This is a genomic window from Marinobacter sp. LQ44 (genome assembly GCF_001447155.2).
Classification (GTDB): Bacteria; Pseudomonadota; Gammaproteobacteria; order Pseudomonadales; family Oleiphilaceae; genus Marinobacter.
On the sequence record NZ_CP014754.1, the window covers coordinates 2,294,969 to 2,311,401 of the forward strand.

Below are 16,433 nucleotides of genomic sequence, written 5' to 3' on the forward strand. Positions count from 1 at the left end.
ACGAAAATACGTTGAACTAGTGAAAATATGATAAAGAATTTGAGCTTTAGAAATTTCTATAGCTTTGCAGACGAAGCCGTGATCGACTTTGCGTTGGGCAAAAAACCCACGCCATCAGGTTACGACATTACGATCGATGGCGAACGCTATAACAAAGCCGTTGCCGTCGTCGGTGCAAACGGCTCAGGCAAAACCCAGTTTCTGAAACCACTTGCATTTCTTCGCTGGTTTATCAGCGAATCCTTTTTAGGGATCGCCCCTGACCGAACCATTCCCTTCTTTCCCCATCAATTGCACCGCGATGAATCCAGCTATTTTGAGCTGGAGTTTATGCTCAAGGGCGTCGATTACCGTTATCAACTGGAATTGACTCCGGAAGCCATAATTTTCGAAGCGCTGTACGAAAAAACCAGTTCTCAGTTCAGCTACCTGTTCAAAAGAGAAAAAACCGAGCAGGGTTATCGGTTCAGACAAAAAGGCTTCCCTTTTTCCAGGGCACAGGCTGAAAAACTGCGTGGTAACGCTTCTCTGCTGGCAGCTGCACACAGCTATGACGTCGCCGAAGCACGCCCTTTTATCGAGTTTTTCAATCGGATTGAGTCGAACGTCATCAGCTCAGGGCGCCGTCATTTCGAGCATGGTGCTCTTATCGAGACCGCAGAGCGATTCCGAAAGGCGCCGGAACTGGCCAAAAAAATGTCCGCTGCTATGAGCCAGTTTGATCTGGGCTTGCATGCTGTGGAGATCAGGGAAATGACGAGCCTGGATGAAACCGGTAAAGAGGAGAAAGTATTCCTTCCTTTCGGTATGCACAAAGCAGGCGATGGGCAAAGCTTCGAACTTCCCTTCTTCGAAGAGTCCAGCGGAACTCAGTCCGCCTTCGTACTGCTTGGTCCGGTCCTGAAAACTCTTCAGTATGGCGGTATTGCCGTCATAGATGAGCTGGATAATGACCTGCATCCGCATTTGGTTCCGCTTCTTCTCGAGTGGTTCGAATTCGACCACAGTAACCCGCACCAGGCGCAGCTGATCTTCACCTGTCACACGCCTGAAGTCTTGAACTTACTGCAAAAACATCAGGTATATCTGGTCGAAAAACGCAACCAGAACAGTGAAGCCTGGCGCCTGGATGATATGACGGGCCTTCGCGCTGATGACAACCTGTACGCGAAATACATGGCCGGGGCCCTCGGCGCCACCCCGGAGTTGTAACACCCTATGGCAAGGAAGCGCACGCAGCGGAATCAACACCGCCAAGCCAGCAGAACAACTCTGCTGATTGTAGGTGAAGGCCCGGATGATCAGGCCTTTATCAAGCACATGAACCAACAGTTCCGGGCTGACAATGCCGGCGTAAAACCAATGATAGAAAAACAATCGTAAGCGCCCATAAATTAGCACCTACATTCGGTTATCAAGATTGCCCACACTGATTTCCTCGTCAACATCAGGAGGAATCAGCATGACACACGCCGAACGCAAGCGTCTCTGGCAGCAACATATCGAAGACTGGCAGGCGTCCGGTTTGTCCGGCATGGCCTACTGCCAGCAGCAGTCACTGACCTATTGTCGCTTTGTTTACTGGCGCAAAAAGCTGGCTGAGCCGGAGACCGTGATTGCGGAGCGCCCGGCTGGGCTCTCTGGCTTTGCCAAGGTGGCGGCGTTGCCTGGCCCGAAATCGTCGGAAGGCTTAACCGTGTCGTTGCCCGGTGGTGTCTCGATCACCGGGCTGCACGCCGGTAATGTGGAGTTACTCGGTGCCGTGCTGAGGCAACTGTAATGCGCCATCGGTACCTTCGCCCCTCCTGGGATCTGCCAGAGATTTACTTGTATCGTCAGCCGATTGATTTCCGCAAGCAGGCCAACGGATTGGCACTGATTGTCGAGCAGGAGTTAGGCCATAATCCGTTCTCCGGCGCGCTTTTCGCCTTCACCAACCGGCAGCGCAACAAGATCAAGTGCCTGATGTGGGAAGACAACGGCTTCGTGCTCTACTACAAGTCTTTGGCTGAAGAAAAATTCAAATGGCCGGGCCCAGAGGATGAGCTGATGTCGCTGAACGGCGAGCAGATCAATTGGTTGCTGGACGGCTACGACATCACCCTGCTTAAGGGCCATAAAACTCTGTATTATGAGAGTGTTGGATAGCACTTTTTAAGTGTGTCAGGGCGTTGTTTTTGCTATAATTTCAGCATGAAAACAACGCCTGATAACACCTCCAAAACACCCGATTTCAGCGGTCTCTCCACCGCTGAAATGCTGGCTGTTATCAGCGATATGCAAGAACAACTGGCCGCAAAAGAAGCCGAGCTTCAGCAGCGCGACCAAGCGGCCAAAGCACGTGAAAGCTACATCGCCATTCTCGAAGAGTTGCTGCGCTACAAAAAGATCCAGCAATTCGCAGCCAGCAGCGAAAAGCAGCCCAGCCAGATCACTCTATTCGACGAAGCCGAACTGGAAGTCGGGATTGACGAGCTACGCGATGAGTTGCCTGAGGATGTTGAAGAGGCCGAGGCACCGCCGCGTTCCCGCAAACGCCGTCAACGTGGCTTCTCCGACACGCTCTTGCGTGAGCGTATTGAGCTGACCCTTAGTGACGAAGAGAAAGCCGGAGCCAGCAAGACCTTCTTCACCAAGGTGAAAGAAGAGCTGGAGTACATTCCCGCACAGTTGAAGGTGCTGGAATACTGGCAGGAAAAAGCCGTCTTCGAGCAGGGTGGCCAGGAGCATATTGTGGCTGCACCGCGCTCAGCCCACCCACTGGGCAAATGCATTGCGACCCCGTCACTGCTGGCTTACCTGATTACCTCCAAATACGCCGACGGCCTGCCCTTGTACCGCCAGGAGCAAATGCTCAAGCGCCTGGGACACGAAGTCAGCCGAACCAGCATGGCGCACTGGATCATCCGCCTGAACGACGTGTTCAAACCGCTGATGACCCTGATGCGGGAAACCCAGAATGGCAGTGATTACCTGCAAGCTGATGAAACCCGGATTCAGGTGCTCAAAGAAGACGGCAAGAAAGCCCAATCGGATAAATGGATGTGGGTGACCCGGGGCGGCCCGCCCGGAAAGCCCTCGGTTCTGTTCGAGTACGATCCCTCTCGCGGTGGCCAGGTACCGGTGCGCCTGCTGGATGACTTCCAGGGCATCCTGCAAGCCGATGGCTACTCCGGCTATGGACAGGTATGCCGCGAGAACAAGCTGACCCGCATCGGTTGTTGGGATCATGCCCGGCGCAAGTTCGTGGACGCGTCCCGGGCAGCGCCAGCCATGGGCAAAAAAGGCCCGCCCTCAAAAGCCGACGTGGCCCTGAGCCACATCCGGAAACTGTACGCCGTCGAGAAAGCCGCGAACGAACTGAGTGACGCCGAGCGCTATCGGGTGCGTCAGGAAAAAAGCCTGCCGCTGCTGAACACCTTCAAGGCTTGGCTGGAGAAAAACGCCAGCAAGGTGCTGAAAGGCTCGCTCACCCGCAAGGCGATGGACTATACCCTGAGTCAGTGGGGTACCCTGACGGGGTATTGTGAACGCGGCGATTTACAGATCAGCAACGTGCTGGCCGAAAACGCCATCCGGCCCTTCGCCGTCGGTCGTAAGGCCTGGCTGTTCGCCGATACCACCCAAGGCGCGAATGCCAGTGCCACCTGTTACTCGCTGATCGAAACGGCCAAGGCGAACAACCTGGAGCCCTCCGCTTACATCCACCATGTGCTGAAGCACATTGCCGAAGCGGATACCCTCGAAAAACTGGAAACATTGTTGCCCTGGAATGCTGAGTTGCCAGCTTCAAAAAAAGTGGCTCAGTACGATTAGGGCAAGTGGGTCGGTTTATTGGCGCTTACAAACAATCCGGCGGCTCACCCGGTAATATTATTACCAACGCCGCGAGAAAGTATGGTCACTTGCCCTTTGATCAGCGGTTCTTTGTGCTGGACTCTGATATTCCAATCAGCCAGCAAGACCATGACAAAGCTAAAAAGCACGGCTATCACATCATTCTTTGGTCACCGATATGCCTGGGGGCGCACTACTGGATGTATTGGGTGAAAAAATCGGTAGCGATGAACCTGCTGCCTCATTAAAAAAGCGACTTCACCCGTTGCTAGACGGGCACCACACAGACAGTAATGCATACCAAAGCCGCTTCCCCAGAGCCGTACTCGAAAAGGCCACAAATGAATCGGTAGTCGCGGTAAAAAAGGCACTTGTGAAGGAATCCGCCTGACTCTTGGCCTCAGCCTAAAATAATCGGAAGCCTTAGTTCATCTTCCGGCCCAACCTAAAATAGTGAGCACCATGACCAACAACGACATCGTCCAGAAACTCTGGAACCTCTGCGACGTTCTGCGGGACGACGGCATCAACTACTCGGACTACGTCACCGAACTGGTGCTGCTGCTGTTCATCAAAATGGTCCACGAGAACACCGAAGCCGGCACCCTGAAAAAGCACCCGCTGCCGGAAGGCTGCCGCTGGAGCGACCTGAACGGTAAATCCGGCATCAACCTGCTGAACGATTACAAACGCATCCTGCTCAGCCTGTCCACCGGCAAGGATGGCGACGGCACGCTGGTACACGACGACCCGCTGATCAGCGCCATCTACGCCGATGCCCAGACCCGCCTGCGCGAACCACGCCACCTGTAACAGATGATCAAAACCCTGGACCAGATCGACTGGTTCAGCGCCCAGAAAGACGGCCTGGGTGACCTGTACGAAGGCCTACTGGAGAAGAACGCCAACGAAACCAAATCCGGCGCCGGCCAGTACTTCACCCCCCGCGCCCTGATCAACACCATGGTGAACTGCCTGAAGCCGAAACCCGGCGAACGCATCCAGGACCCGGCCGCGGGTACCGCAGGCTTTCTGATTGCGGCTCACGAATACATCAAAGGCCAGACCGACGACCTGTACGACCTGACCACCGAACAGAAAGCCTTCCAGACTACCAAGGCCTACGTGGGTATCGAACTGGTGCCCGGCACCCGCCGCCTGGCGCTGATGAACTGCCTGCTGCACGGCATGGAAGGAGATGCAGAGGGCGTGGTGCACCTGGGCAACGCCCTGGGCCAGACTGGCGCCGGGCTGGAGAAGGCCGACGTGATCCTGGCCAACCCGCCGTTTGGCACCAGCAAAGGCGGCGATGCCAGCATCACCCGGGACGACCTGACCTACAAAACCAGCAACAAACAGCTGGCCTTCCTGCAGCACATCTACCGCAACCTCAAACCCGGTGGCCGCGCCGCCGTGGTACTGCCGGATAACGTGCTGTTCGAAGCCGGCGTGGGCACCGACGTGCGCCGGGACCTGATGAACAAGTGCAACCTGCACACCATCCTGCGCCTGCCCACCGGCATTTTCTACGCCCAGGGCGTGAAAACCAACGTGCTGTTCTTCACCAAAGGCAGCGCCACGGACAAGTTCCAGGAAGAGAACTGCACCGAAAACGTCTGGGTCTACGACCTGCGCACCAACATGCCCAGCTTCGGAAAACGCACACCCTTTGGTGACCAGCACCTGAAGCCGTTTGAAGACGTGTATGGTGACAGCCCCAACGGCGACAGCGAGCGCAAAGAGGGCGAATACAGCTTCCATTCCGAAGACATCGAACTGCCCGACCACAACGACGAGAACGAAGGCGTTGATCCGCGCCTGGCCCACAGCCGCTGGCGCTGCTTCAGCCGCCAGTGGATTGCCGAGCACAAGGGCGACTCGCTGGATATTTCCTGGCTGAAAGACAGCGACAGTGTGGATGCCGCCAATCTGCCGGAGCCGAGTGTGTTGGCGGGTGAGGCGATGGGGGAATTGGTGCAGGCATTGGGGGAGCTGGATGCGTTGATGCGGGAGTTGGGGGCTGAGGAGGAGGCTGATGGGGCGAGAGTGCTTTTGGGGGAAGTGATGGGTGAGGCTGGAAAATGAGCCTGCTCCAAACTCCGGACAACTGGAATTCTGAACTACTCGAAAACCTTCTTGTTCACATCATTGGTGGAGACTGGGGAAAGGCTCCCGATCACCAAGAAAAGGACTATCAAGCCGTTGCGTGTATTCGAGGCTCTGAATTCAGAAACTGGTCCAACGAAAGTGGTCGCACTGCGGTCCTCCGCAAAGTGAAAGCAAGCAGCCTAGATAAACGATCATTGCTTCCAGGGGATATTCTTCTCGAAATCTCCGGAGGCGGCCCAGATCAACCGGTGGGACGAACTGTACTCATTGACCAAGCTGTCCTAGATCAATTCCATACTCCAGTCATTGGAACTAACTTTCTTAGGCTTCTGCGTCCATCAGCGGCTCTAGATCAACGATTCCTGAATAAATATCTGGAATTGTTCTATAGCTCAGGAGAAGTCGTTAAGTACCAAGGAGGGAGCAATAATCTCAGAAATCTAAAGTTCAAAGAGTACTCGCAGATTTCCGTGCCGGTACCACCTCTCGCCGAACAAAAAGTCATCGCCGACAAACTCGACACCCTGCTGGCCCAGGTGGAAACCACCAAAGCCCGCCTCGAACGCGTCCCGCAAATCCTCAAACGCTTCCGCCAGTCCGTGCTGGCTGCGGCGGTGAGTGGGCGGTTGACGGAGGAGTGGCGAGACCTGAATAGTGTAAGCATTACTGATTGGGTCGCTCTCACTGTTGGTGATGTTGCAACCGTTGCAACAGGAAAAACCCCAAGCCGAAAAGAGCCTAAATACTGGGAAGATGGTGATGTGCCATGGCTGACCAGCGCCAGTACAGGAGCAATTTATACAGATTCAGCGGAACAATTTGTAACTAAAAGGGCCGTTGATGAGTGCTCTCTTAAGGTCTTTCCACCAGGCACACTGCTGTTGGCAATGTACGGTGAAGGTAAAACTCGTGGACAGGTAACAGAATTGAGACTGTCCGCCACATGTAACCAAGCCTGCGCTGCCGTCACAGCCGATGAACAAAAGATCCTGCGCAGCTATCTGAAGCTAAGGCTTCTTGAGAATTACGAGGAAACCCGAAAAGCAGCGGCCGGTGGGGCTCAGCCAAACCTTAATCTCAACAAGGTTCGTGCCATTAGCATTTCAGTACCTGATAAAGAGGAACAAACCGAAATCGTCCGCCGAGTAGACCAACTCTTCGCCCACGCCGACCGCATCGAGCAACAGGTCAACAACGCCCTGGCCCGCGTCAACAACCTCACCCAGTCCATCCTCGCCAAGGCCTTCCGGGGCGAGCTCACCGAGCAATGGCGCAAGGATAATCCGGAGCTGATCAGTGGGGAGAACAGTGCGGAGGCGTTGCTGGAGCGGATCAAGGCGGAGCGGGCGACCGTCGCGTCAAAGTCCAGGCGCCGCAAAGCCAAAGCGTAACGGCCCGATCATCCATAGAGCCGTATTTGCCTTGAAAGCTCCGGAATAGCCGGGGCTGATCATTTCCGTGGCGTCACGAAAATGATCACGCTGGATAGCAAGTTCTGAAGCAGTTTCTCAGAAGCCCGTTTGACAACCCAACTCGGCCATATCAGACTTCGAATCACATCCGTCCCTTTGCAGTAAGCCTCCCTCAACTATCCCGAGGGTGTGCCGAGCCCCTGGGGCTTTTCTGTTTCTGGAGCACCAAGGCGCATACAGCGCCATGGAATATGGGGAAAGGACAATACCCTCAGTGACCAAGGCCTTATCCACTGTTGAAATCGTAGAGGTCATCCGTCGGTCGGAACACGGGATGACCAAACCCTTCATCTGCCGGGGCAACGACGACAACTTCTACTTTGTAAAAGGTATTGGCGCAGGCCGGGACAGTCAGATCAAAGAATGGGTTTCGGGTAACCTGGCACTGAGCTTCGGTATACCTGTTGCGCCATTCAAAATTGTAAACGTGCCGGAAGAAATTCTGGAGGTATTGCCTCCTGGCCATGCAAGAGATCTTGGTGCTGGGCCCGCATTTGGCTCTTTAGAGAAACGCCTCACGGAAATAACCATTCCCCAGATTCGAGAGGTTCCGCTAGAGACCAGAAAAGCCCTTCTGTGTTTTGACTGGTGGATTGCAAACGGCGACCGGTGCTTTTCCGAGAACGGTGGTAATCCGAATCTGTTCTGGGAGCCAGGCAAACGAGAACTGGTCGTTATCGATCACAATCAGGCCTTCGATCCAGAGGTTACTGCAGAAACCTTTTTCCGTGACCACATCTTCCACGAGGCGGCTGCGGACATTGCGGATGACTTGGTTGAGCGGCAGATCTACACTGACAAAATGAATGAAGCACTCTTCCATTGGGATTCGATCGTTGCCGGGTTGCCAGAAGAGTGGTTTTATATTGATCCTGAAATGACGATTGAGCTGGGTCTGAGCACCGATGAGCTTAAAACCCATTTGTTACGTTGTCTAAGAGATGACTTCTGGAACTGGAAATGACTAGGTTTGCTTGTAACTACGCCATTGTGCGATTCATGCCATACGTCGAAACCGGCGAGTTTGCCAACGTTGGCGTTTTGCTGTGGATACCCAAGCAGAAAACCCTGTTGTTCAAACTTCTACGACGTAAGTACGGCCGAATTACTCAATTCTTCGAAGAGCTGGATAAACAGGTCTACCTGAAGGCCATGGCTGATCTGGATACCGAGCTTCACCGAATCGAGGGGCTGCTGAAGGAAGGTGCTGCGGTAACCGCCAATCCAAATCTTGAATACGGCTTCCATAAGGGCGTTTTCGAAGAGATCATCCGACCCCGTGAGACCATTGTCCGCTTTAGCGAGCAAAGGGCCATTCTGACAGAGAATCCGACAGAAACACTCGCTGCACTCTACGACTACTACGTTGGCCGCAACTTCGTGACCAAGGAGTATCAGGAAGGGCTGATGGAGAAGGGTATCAAGCGCCTGCTAGATCAGGAAAATCTTGGCAAGCGCTATCAAAAGCGAAAAGTTCAGGACAAGGTTTACGGTGTTTCCTTCCCCTTTGTCGAAGAGCAGAATCAAAAGGCAGTGAGGGTGATCAAACCATTATTTCTGGGCCAGGCCGATTCAACCGCGATTATCGAGCATGGTGGTCAGTGGCAACTTAAGGTCGAACAACTCAGAAAACGGCAACTACTTCATGGCCCAGTTTTATTTCCCGTAAAAGGCCCCGAGGATGCTAAAGCCGGCGACCACCGCCAAGAGGCTTTCGAAGAAACCAAGCAGAGCCTCTCAGGTGAAGGCATAGAACTGGTTGCCTTTGAAGAGCACAAGAAGATTTTGGACTTCGCTTCTCAACTTGTGCATTGAACGACCATTTTCGTGATATCACGAAAATGGTCATCTTTTATTCCCGTCAACGCAATTGCTCCACCACAATCAACTCCCCAAGCTCAAACCCCTCCGCCTCTGCCCTTTCCATGAACGTCTCCAACACCTCCTCACTCACCTCCGACGTGCGCGACATCAGCCACAGGTAGTTTCGGTTGTAGCCGGTGATATAGGCCGTGGAGTGCGTATTCCAGACCAAGGTTGCCACTGATTCCAGACGAAGCCTGCCACCCATTCCACGCGAAAGCTGCCACTGATTCCACGGCAAAGCTGCCACCCCGGCAGGCTGCCTGATTTCCCCATCAAAACGTCCGGCGCGGGATAACTAACGGTACTCTGCTCCTTTTCATCCGGAGAGGGCCAGATGCCAGCGAAGAGGTTATCCATGCGTAAAATCAAAGAAGTCCTTCGCCTCAAGTGGGAGCGAGGGCTGAGCAATCGTCAGGTTGCGGCGGCCTGCGGCGTCAGCCGCCCGACCGTGAGCGAATACCTGCGCCGCACAGCTGAGGCCGGTTTGAGCTGGCCGTTGCCAGCGGACTTGGACGAGGCCCAACTGGAGCAACGGCTGTTCCCGCCACCACCGGATCTGCCGGCACAGGCCCGAGGCATTCCGGACTGGCAGCGGATCCACGATGAGCTCCGGGGCAAGAACGTCACACTGTTCCTGCTCTGGCAGGAATATCGGCAAGCCAACCCCGATGGCTATCAGTACAGCTGGTTCTGCGAGCACTACCGGGCCTGGCGGGGCAAGCTGGATCTGGTGATGCGCCAGGACCATCGGGCCGGTGAGAAGCTGTTCGTGGACTATGCGGGCCAGACCGTGCCCATTATTGATCGCACCACTGGAGAAATCCACGAGGCGCAAGTCTTTGTGGCCGTTATGGGCGCGTCCAACTACACCTATGCCGAAGCCACCTGGAGCCAGTCGCTGCCAGACTGGATTGGCTCCCATATCCGGGCCTTCGAGTTCCTGGGCGGCGTGCCGGAACTGGTGGTTCCGGATTATGTGTCCCGGCACATAATCCGGATTATGTTCCCTATCCCATTATGTTTCGTTCACTTTGGAAGACCTTGAAACCATAGGGAGGCCCCCTTGCACTGGGGCACATAACGATCACAGGGATTCCAGCCATTGCAGCAGCTCGGAATTGGATCGCCATACTGGCTTTCGGTGGGACTCCGCCGGAGAATCCCAAATAGGCTCACAGGTGCGGAGCGCGTCCACTTTCATTCGGAGGGTGATCTCGGCGTATCGGTTGGTGGTCTCCAAACTGACGTGTCCAAGCCAGGCGCGGATGACGTTGACCTCGACACCTGCTTCAAGCAAATGCACGGCCGTCGTGTGGCGTAAGACATGGGGTGAGATGTGCCGCACTGTGCCATCTGCGCTTTTCTTCACCACCTTGACGGTATGACGCCGCACGATCTTGTAGATACCAAATCTGGTCAGCGGCGCACTGTTGCGGGCTAGGAAGACAGCGTCATTGGAGTGGCGTCGTTGCCGATTTTGCTCCAGTAAGTCCTGCATCAGACCCGCCGTTCGCGTCCACAAAGGACAGGTACGCCATTTGTCACCTTTACCATGCAGCCGTACTCGGGGCTCAGAACCGAGTTCCAGGTGCGTTGCGCGCAGATCCGCTACCTCCTGTACGCGTGCTCCGGTGTTATAAAGGAAGCGAAGCAAGGCTTGGTCGCGCAGAGCCTGAGGGTGGTCGGTGGGCAAGGCAGCGAACAGAGCATTAATCTCGTCGCGTTCGAGATACAGAGTCTCGCCCGGTTGCCAGCGTTTGACGGGAATGGAAGCAATTTGCTGTGCTTCCCCGAGCACGCAGGGCTCACGGCCGGCAAGATACTCGAAGAAGGTATGCAGCGCCGCCAGGCGCTGGTTTCGGGTTCTAACCCCATTACCACGTTCCTGTTCAAGGTGTTGCAAAAAATGGCGCACTCGCTCGCCAGTGAGATCAGCCAGTTCCAAGCGGGTGATCCGGCAATGCTTATCCTTTGCAGCGAATTGCAAGAACAGGCGCAGGCTCTCCTTATAACTTCGGATACTGGCCGGGCGCAGCCCCCGTTGGCATTTAAGGTGATCCTCTACGAAGGCAAAGACGAGACGCCCCAATTGATCCGTCATGATAGCTCCTCCTCTCTGCGGGGATCGGCGAATCGCTCGAACCGTTGGCTCGCCTCCCGGAGCAGTGCTTCGGTGATGGTCAGATACCAGGCAGTCGATGCCGGGTCGGCATGGCCCATGAAGGTTGATAGATGAAAGAGCCGTTGATTGGGATCCACGCCGGTGCGATACCAGCGGAGCAGAGTTGCGACCGCGAAGGAATGGCGCAGGCAGTGCAGATGAGGTTGGCGTACGCCAGGTGGCACGTACGGATCCATCTTCAGTATCAAGTGGTGAAATGTCTGACTGACCGTCTCAATACGCATTGGCTTGCGCTCTGGGAAAAAGCTGAAAGAAAATACCGGATCATCCGGCTGCCATGGCCCATACCGATCAACGCCAAACTGTAGATAGACAGCGATCTGTTGCGCCATGCGCGGGCCAAAGGGGACCAAACGCGTCTTGCCAAACTTGCTCTTGTCGATCACCAGAAGGCTGCGCTGGCAATCGACGTCGCGATACCGAAGATGCACAATCTCGCCGACACGCAGGCCCAAACCGTACATCAGCGAGAAGATTGTTCGGTAGACCATGCCACGACAGGGTGCCCGGGAATTGTCCGGAAGCTGTGACGCCAACGTCAGGATGTCTTCCACCTGAGCCGGTTCGAACAGGAAGGGTTTAAGCTGGGAAGTCACCGGCTGAGGGTGAGCACGAACCGGAGAATGCGCTAGCCGCTCCTGGGCCACCTGCCAGGCAAAAAAGCAGCGGAGCACCCCCAAGAGGTGGTTATAGCTGCGTGGGCGAGTGCGTGGCCGCGAAGCGAGAAAGGCCTCAATCAACGCCGGTTGCACTAACGCCGCATCACTCACCCGTTCCTCGACCAAAAAGCGATCGAATAATTGCAAGGCGAGCTCTTCAGTATCAAATTTTCGGCCCAGCGCGCGCTTGTAACTCAAGTAAGCCGAAAAATCCTTGCCCAGTACGCTGTGGAAGGAGGCGGTCATGGCAGCACCTCCTCGTGGCCCAGCGCCACCATGCGCAGGGTTTCCACGTCCACCTTGGTATAGATGCGGGTGGAACTTGGCGATGCATGACCAACGTAATCGCCGATGACCTTGAAGTTGAACTCGGCATCGACCAATCGCTGTACGCAAGTGTGGCGCAAGGTGTGCGAACCTGGGCGACGGACATTAATACCCGCTTTGCGCAGGTAGTGCGTCGCGCGGCTGGACACAGTAACCGCCGTCACAGGTCGGACGGGCGCCAGAACCCGGAAAAACAGCCTTCGCTCCTCGACGTGTGGGCGTGCATTTTTTAAGTAGTCGAGAATAGCTTCGCCTACCACTGAAGAGAGAGGGTACGCAGTGGTGTGTCCCGCCTTGCGCTGCGGCACCAACAGGCGTTCTCTCTTCCAGTCAATATTCTCCAGTGTCAATCCGGCCACCTCATGGCCGCGCAGTCCATACGTGACGAGCAAAAGTAGAATGGCATAGTCGCGCTTGCCCAGAGCACTGCGCCGATCAACAACATCTAGCATGCGCCGGACGTCGTCCCAGGAGATCGAACGCGGGAGATCGGCCAGCTGATACCGACGCGGGGACTCTACGGTAGCGCCGAGATCGCGATTGATCAGCTGCTCGCGGTACAGGTAGCGCAGGAAGACTCGCAAGGAGCTGCACAGCCCCGTCATAGAATGCGGGCTCAATCGGCGACCGCTCTCCACCACAAATGCACTGAGTATGGCTGGAGTGAGCTCGGACAAATGCAGCAGGTTGATTCGCGCCAGGTAGGCTTCCAGGTTATGCAGATAATGGCCATAGTGCCGGAGAGACAGCTCGCGCAGGCCCCGTTCTTCACGCAGATAAACAAAGAACCCCGGTGCCTGAACCAGGAAGGGATCTTGACTGGTCCGTCTCCGACCTGTTCCGCGGAAATCGGGCAACATCAGGGACAGCAATTGCTCGATCGGTGTACGAGCATCATTAGCCACCCATCGCTTTGCCTGGTATGCGTTCTTGGCGTGAACCTTTACCCAGTGCTTTACATAAGGCTCGACATGAGTCGGAAGCTCGCTCCACTGCGTGGCACCATGATCGCGAGCAAACTCGCCAAACTGCCTCAGGAGTGGGACTCGCCGCAAGATTACCCTGGGCCTGTATCCGTGCCCGGCTAACCACGCAACGTACTGCTCAATCGGTTCCGCGATCCAGGAAGCGCGGATCGCATCGATGGTATCGGGCTTAACGAAGTAATGTTCTAACATGACAATCTCCTTTCTGGATGTAGGAAAGGAAATCATGCGCCCAAACGGCATCTGTCGTTATGTGTCCTTTTACACGGGATCCTCCCTATGGATTCAAGGTCTTCCAAAGTGAACGGAACATAATGGGATAGGGAACATAATCCGGACAACCTCCGCTCCGGCGTTACCAAGGCTCACCGCTACGAGCCGGATCTAAATCCAACCTATCAGGACATGGCCGCCCATTATGGCGTGGCCGTTGTCCCCACACGGGCCCGTAAGCCCCGCGACAAGGCCAAGGTGGAAGGTGGAGTACTGATCGTCGAACGCTGGATCCTGGCGGCGTTGCGCCATCGTCAGCACTTCTCACTGGGGCAACTCAACGCCACCATCCGCGAGCTGCTGGAGCGACTCAACAGCCGGCCCTTCCGCAAGTTGCCCGGCTGTCGGCGCGACCACTTCGAGCAGTTGGATAAACCCGTTCTACAGCCATTGCCCGCAGAGCCGTATGTTTACGCGGAGTGGAAGAAGGCCCGGGTGCACATCGACTACCATGTGGCCATCGACGGACATTACTACTCGGTGCCCTACACCCTGATCAAGAAAGAGGTAGAAGTCCGGATTACCCACAACACCATCGAATGCTTTTACCGGGGCAACCGGATCGCCAGTCACCGGCGCTCCGACCAGAAGGGACGACACACCACCATCGCCGCTCACATGCCTGAGTCTCATCGCCACGCTGGTGACTGGTCACCAGAACGTCTGATCGCCTGGGCGGCCAAGACCGGCCCGGCTACCGAGAAGCTCATCCGCACGGCCCTCGGAGCCCGCAAGCACCCGCAACAGGCCTATCGCTCCTGTCTGGGCATACTACGGCTGGGGCAGAGCTACGGTGAGTCGCGGCTGGAAGCCGCCTGCCAGCGTGCCCTGATGCTGGGCAGTTGCCGTTACAAGAGCATCGAATCCATCCTCAAACACCGTCTGGATCAGCAGCCTCTGGAAGAACAACAGGAACTGGCCTTGCCCGACACACACGACAACATCCGCGGCCCTGCCTACTACCACTGAAGGAATCTGACATGCTAAAACATCCCACACTGGATAAGCTCCACGCCCTCAAGCTGACCGGCATGGCCGCCGCCCTGGCGGATCAGTCAGCCACCCCCGACATCACCGATCTGAGCTTCGAGGAGCGCCTCGGGCTACTCGTGGACCGGGAAATGACCGAGCGAGATAACCGGCGCATGACCAGCCGGTTGCGCCGTGCCAGGCTGCGGCACAATGCCATCCTCGAAGACATCGATTACCGGAACTCACGGGGCCTGGATAAAGGGCTGGTGCAGTCACTGGCCGGCTGCCAATGGGTAAAAGAGCACCTGAACGTGCTCATCACCGGTCCCACCGGGGTTGGCAAAACCTGGTTGGCCTGTGCCTTGGCACACAGGGCCTGCCGGGAAGGCTACACCGCACAGTATGTGCGCCTGACCCGGCTGCTACGGGAGCTGACCATTGCCAAGGGCGATGGCCAGTACGCCAAACTCCTGACCAACCTGGCCAAAGTCGACGTCCTGATCCTGGATGACTGGGGACTGATGAAGCTGAGCGCCGAAAATCGGCGAGACTTGCTGGAGGTACTGGAAGACCGGCATGGCAGGCGCTCCACCATCGCCACGAGCCAATTACCCATCGAGGAATGGCATGGTGTAATCGGTGACGCCACTCTGGCCGACGCCATCCTGGACCGGCTCGTTCATAACGCCTACAAGATCAATCTCCGAGGCGAATCCATGCGAAAACGGCAAGCAAAGTTGACGGACACTGAGATTTCGGAGTAAGAAGAGAAACCCCGCGTCGCTACGCTCCGATGGGTGGCAGCCTTGCTCCGGTCCGGGTGGCAGGCTTCACGTGGAATGGGTGGCAACCTTCAGCGGTTTACGCAGTGGAGTAGTCGTCATCCAACTCGAACACCACATAAGAAGCATAAAAAGGCCCAAAGAACGACACTTTCAGATGGCCAACTTCGCTGTCACCCACAAACTTTGCCCGGCCCTGGGCTTCTTTCCACTCGCCCTTTTCTGCGTTGTAACCGCGGTTGATGACCTTAATGCTGCCGTCATCGTTCAGGGTGTAGTCGGCGGTTACCTGGCTCAGGCTCCGCTCGAAGGAGTGGTCCAGCCGGGCGATTTCGTACCAGGTGCCCAGGTAGCGGTCCTGGTCGAAGCCGGTGACCGGTTCGATGCCTTTTGGCAATCCGGTGCAACCGGTCAGTAACAGGAGTAGGGTGGTTAGCAGAGCAAAGGGTTTCATCAGGCGCTGTCCTTAGTTCAGGAAGTTGCACAAACAACCATAACAAAGCGCCGGCGAAAACACTGCTGTGATTGCCTGAGCTCTGGAATGCGAAAAGCGACGTATACTGAACCTCAACCAATCAAGGAGAACAGGCATGATCGGATACGTAACCATCGGTGTCAGCGATATGGGCAAGGCCAAGCAGTTTTACAGCGATCTGCTGGGGGATCTGGGCGGCAAGGTGTTGCTGGATATGGAGCGCATTGCGTTCATTGGCGAGAGCATGGCCAAGCCCATGTTGGCGGTGTGCGTACCGTTCAACGGTGAGCCCAATCATCCGGGCAATGGCAACATGGTGGCCATCCCGGCGGGATCCAAAGAAGCTGTGGATAAGTTTTATCACAAAGCCATTGAACTGGGCGCAACCTGCGATGGAGAGCCAGGACAACGTATTCCGGATATGTTCTACGGCGCCTATGTGCGGGACCCGGACGGTAACAAGCTGGCGTTCTTCGAGTTCGGCTAAGCGTAA

The 16,433-nt window shown here is 55.8% G+C and carries 16 protein-coding genes and 3 pseudogenes; 14 read left to right on the forward strand and 5 right to left on the reverse strand.

Annotation, left to right across the window (positions count from 1 at the left end; all coding sequences use genetic code 11):
* Positions 1-27 precede the first annotated feature (27 nt).
* From ASQ50_RS10640 to ASQ50_RS10680, 10 genes and pseudogenes are all read left to right on the forward strand, one after another.
* The gene (locus tag ASQ50_RS10640; protein WP_058091826.1) at positions 28-1,212 is read left to right on the forward strand and encodes an AAA family ATPase; all 1,185 of its coding nucleotides are present in this window, start codon (positions 28-30) and stop codon (positions 1,210-1,212) included.
* Positions 1,213-1,218: 6 nt separating this feature from the next.
* A complete protein-coding gene (locus tag ASQ50_RS21020; RefSeq protein ID WP_156510001.1) occupies positions 1,219-1,383 on the forward strand; it encodes a hypothetical protein in 165 nt (54 codons plus the stop codon).
* 79 nt (positions 1,384-1,462) lie between these two features.
* Positions 1,463-1,780: an IS66 family insertion sequence element accessory protein TnpA gene (gene tnpA / locus ASQ50_RS10645; protein WP_058092800.1), complete on the forward strand. Its 318-nt coding sequence runs from the start codon at positions 1,463-1,465 to the stop codon at positions 1,778-1,780.
* The gene (tnpB, locus tag ASQ50_RS10650; RefSeq protein ID WP_058092799.1) at positions 1,780-2,148 is read left to right on the forward strand and encodes an IS66 family insertion sequence element accessory protein TnpB; all 369 of its coding nucleotides are present in this window, start codon (positions 1,780-1,782) and stop codon (positions 2,146-2,148) included. Before tnpA ends, tnpB begins: the two co-directional genes overlap by 1 nt.
* Before the next feature lie 45 nt (positions 2,149-2,193).
* Complete coding sequence (tnpC, locus tag ASQ50_RS10655; protein ID WP_058092798.1) at positions 2,194-3,816, forward strand: IS66 family transposase; 1,623 nt, start codon at positions 2,194-2,196, stop codon at positions 3,814-3,816.
* Positions 3,817-3,821: 5 nt separating this feature from the next.
* Entirely contained in the window at positions 3,822-4,085 is a 264-nt protein-coding gene (locus ASQ50_RS10660) for a hypothetical protein (protein ID WP_058092633.1), read from the forward strand.
* A 214-nt stretch (positions 4,086-4,299) separates the two neighbouring features.
* A pseudogene (locus ASQ50_RS10665) lies at positions 4,300-5,922 on the forward strand (N-6 DNA methylase).
* The gene (locus tag ASQ50_RS10670; RefSeq protein ID WP_058092632.1) at positions 5,919-7,337 is read left to right on the forward strand and encodes a restriction endonuclease subunit S; all 1,419 of its coding nucleotides are present in this window, start codon (positions 5,919-5,921) and stop codon (positions 7,335-7,337) included. Before ASQ50_RS10665 ends, ASQ50_RS10670 begins: the two are co-directional and overlap by 4 nt.
* A gap of 265 nt (positions 7,338-7,602) precedes the next feature.
* Positions 7,603-8,382, forward strand: coding sequence for a HipA family kinase (locus ASQ50_RS10675; protein WP_058092631.1), 780 nt, complete (start codon positions 7,603-7,605; stop codon positions 8,380-8,382).
* The gene (locus ASQ50_RS10680; RefSeq protein WP_068351479.1) at positions 8,379-9,233 is read left to right on the forward strand and encodes a DUF3037 domain-containing protein; all 855 of its coding nucleotides are present in this window, start codon (positions 8,379-8,381) and stop codon (positions 9,231-9,233) included. The genes ASQ50_RS10675 and ASQ50_RS10680 overlap by 4 nt, the downstream gene beginning before the upstream one ends.
* 46 nt (positions 9,234-9,279) lie before the next feature.
* Here the strand turns inward: ASQ50_RS10680 and ASQ50_RS20805 are convergent, their stop codons facing one another.
* Positions 9,280-9,462, reverse strand: coding sequence for a lipocalin family protein (locus ASQ50_RS20805; RefSeq protein WP_227513141.1), 183 nt, complete (start codon positions 9,460-9,462; stop codon positions 9,280-9,282).
* A 156-nt stretch (positions 9,463-9,618) separates the two neighbouring features.
* Here ASQ50_RS20805 and istA point away from each other — a divergent pair.
* A pseudogene (istA, locus tag ASQ50_RS10690) lies at positions 9,619-10,257 on the forward strand (IS21 family transposase); the annotation flags it as partial.
* A gap of 111 nt (positions 10,258-10,368) precedes the next feature.
* Here istA and ASQ50_RS10695 read toward each other — a convergent pair.
* From ASQ50_RS10695 to ASQ50_RS10705, 3 genes are read right to left on the reverse strand one after another with little or no spacing between them, the layout of a single operon-like run.
* Entirely contained in the window at positions 10,369-11,385 is a 1,017-nt protein-coding gene (locus tag ASQ50_RS10695) for a tyrosine-type recombinase/integrase (RefSeq protein WP_058092803.1), read from the reverse strand.
* Positions 11,382-12,371 carry a tyrosine-type recombinase/integrase gene (locus tag ASQ50_RS10700; RefSeq protein ID WP_058092802.1) on the reverse strand — a complete coding sequence of 330 codons (990 nt, stop codon included), beginning with the start codon at positions 12,369-12,371 and terminating at the stop codon, positions 11,382-11,384. Before ASQ50_RS10700 ends, ASQ50_RS10695 begins: the two co-directional genes overlap by 4 nt.
* Entirely contained in the window at positions 12,368-13,630 is a 1,263-nt protein-coding gene (locus ASQ50_RS10705) for a site-specific integrase (protein ID WP_068351350.1), read from the reverse strand. Before ASQ50_RS10705 ends, ASQ50_RS10700 begins: the two co-directional genes overlap by 4 nt.
* 141 nt (positions 13,631-13,771) lie before the next feature.
* On the opposite strand from ASQ50_RS10705, the pseudogene ASQ50_RS10710 reads away from it, so the two are divergent.
* Positions 13,772-14,680 (forward strand): annotated as a pseudogene (locus ASQ50_RS10710) (Mu transposase domain-containing protein); the annotation flags it as partial.
* Positions 14,681-14,691: 11 nt separating this feature from the next.
* Positions 14,692-15,447, forward strand: coding sequence for an IS21-like element ISSpu5 family helper ATPase IstB (gene istB, locus ASQ50_RS10715; protein ID WP_058092926.1), 756 nt, complete (start codon positions 14,692-14,694; stop codon positions 15,445-15,447).
* Between the two features lie 97 nt (positions 15,448-15,544).
* On the opposite strand, the gene ASQ50_RS10720 is transcribed toward istB, so the two are convergent.
* Complete coding sequence (locus ASQ50_RS10720) at positions 15,545-15,919, reverse strand: lipocalin family protein (protein WP_082888473.1); 375 nt, start codon at positions 15,917-15,919, stop codon at positions 15,545-15,547.
* A gap of 136 nt (positions 15,920-16,055) precedes the next feature.
* Here ASQ50_RS10720 and ASQ50_RS10725 point away from each other — a divergent pair, with 136 nt between their 5' ends.
* Entirely contained in the window at positions 16,056-16,427 is a 372-nt protein-coding gene (locus tag ASQ50_RS10725) for a VOC family protein (RefSeq protein WP_058093060.1), read from the forward strand.
* Positions 16,428-16,433: the final 6 nt, after the last annotated feature.

Coding starts and splice junctions, on each gene's coding strand:
- ASQ50_RS10640 (WP_058091826.1), top strand. CDS start 28: ATGATAAAGAATTTGAGCTTTAGAAATTTCTATAGCTTTGCAGACGAA.
- ASQ50_RS21020 (WP_156510001.1), top strand. CDS start 1,219: ATGGCAAGGAAGCGCACGCAGCGGAATCAACACCGCCAAGCCAGCAGA.
- tnpA (WP_058092800.1), top strand. CDS start 1,463: ATGACACACGCCGAACGCAAGCGTCTCTGGCAGCAACATATCGAAGAC.
- tnpB (WP_058092799.1), top strand. CDS start 1,780: ATGCGCCATCGGTACCTTCGCCCCTCCTGGGATCTGCCAGAGATTTAC.
- tnpC (WP_058092798.1), top strand. CDS start 2,194: ATGAAAACAACGCCTGATAACACCTCCAAAACACCCGATTTCAGCGGT.
- ASQ50_RS10670 (WP_058092632.1), top strand. CDS start 5,919: ATGAGCCTGCTCCAAACTCCGGACAACTGGAATTCTGAACTACTCGAA.
- ASQ50_RS10675 (WP_058092631.1), top strand. CDS start 7,603: ATGGAATATGGGGAAAGGACAATACCCTCAGTGACCAAGGCCTTATCC.
- ASQ50_RS10680 (WP_068351479.1), top strand. CDS start 8,379: ATGACTAGGTTTGCTTGTAACTACGCCATTGTGCGATTCATGCCATAC.
- ASQ50_RS10695 (WP_058092803.1), bottom strand. CDS start 11,385: ATGACGGATCAATTGGGGCGTCTCGTCTTTGCCTTCGTAGAGGATCAC.
- ASQ50_RS10700 (WP_058092802.1), bottom strand. CDS start 12,371: ATGACCGCCTCCTTCCACAGCGTACTGGGCAAGGATTTTTCGGCTTAC.
- ASQ50_RS10705 (WP_068351350.1), bottom strand. CDS start 13,630: ATGTTAGAACATTACTTCGTTAAGCCCGATACCATCGATGCGATCCGC.
- istB (WP_058092926.1), top strand. CDS start 14,692: ATGCTAAAACATCCCACACTGGATAAGCTCCACGCCCTCAAGCTGACC.
- ASQ50_RS10720 (WP_082888473.1), bottom strand. CDS start 15,919: ATGAAACCCTTTGCTCTGCTAACCACCCTACTCCTGTTACTGACCGGT.
- ASQ50_RS10725 (WP_058093060.1), top strand. CDS start 16,056: ATGATCGGATACGTAACCATCGGTGTCAGCGATATGGGCAAGGCCAAG.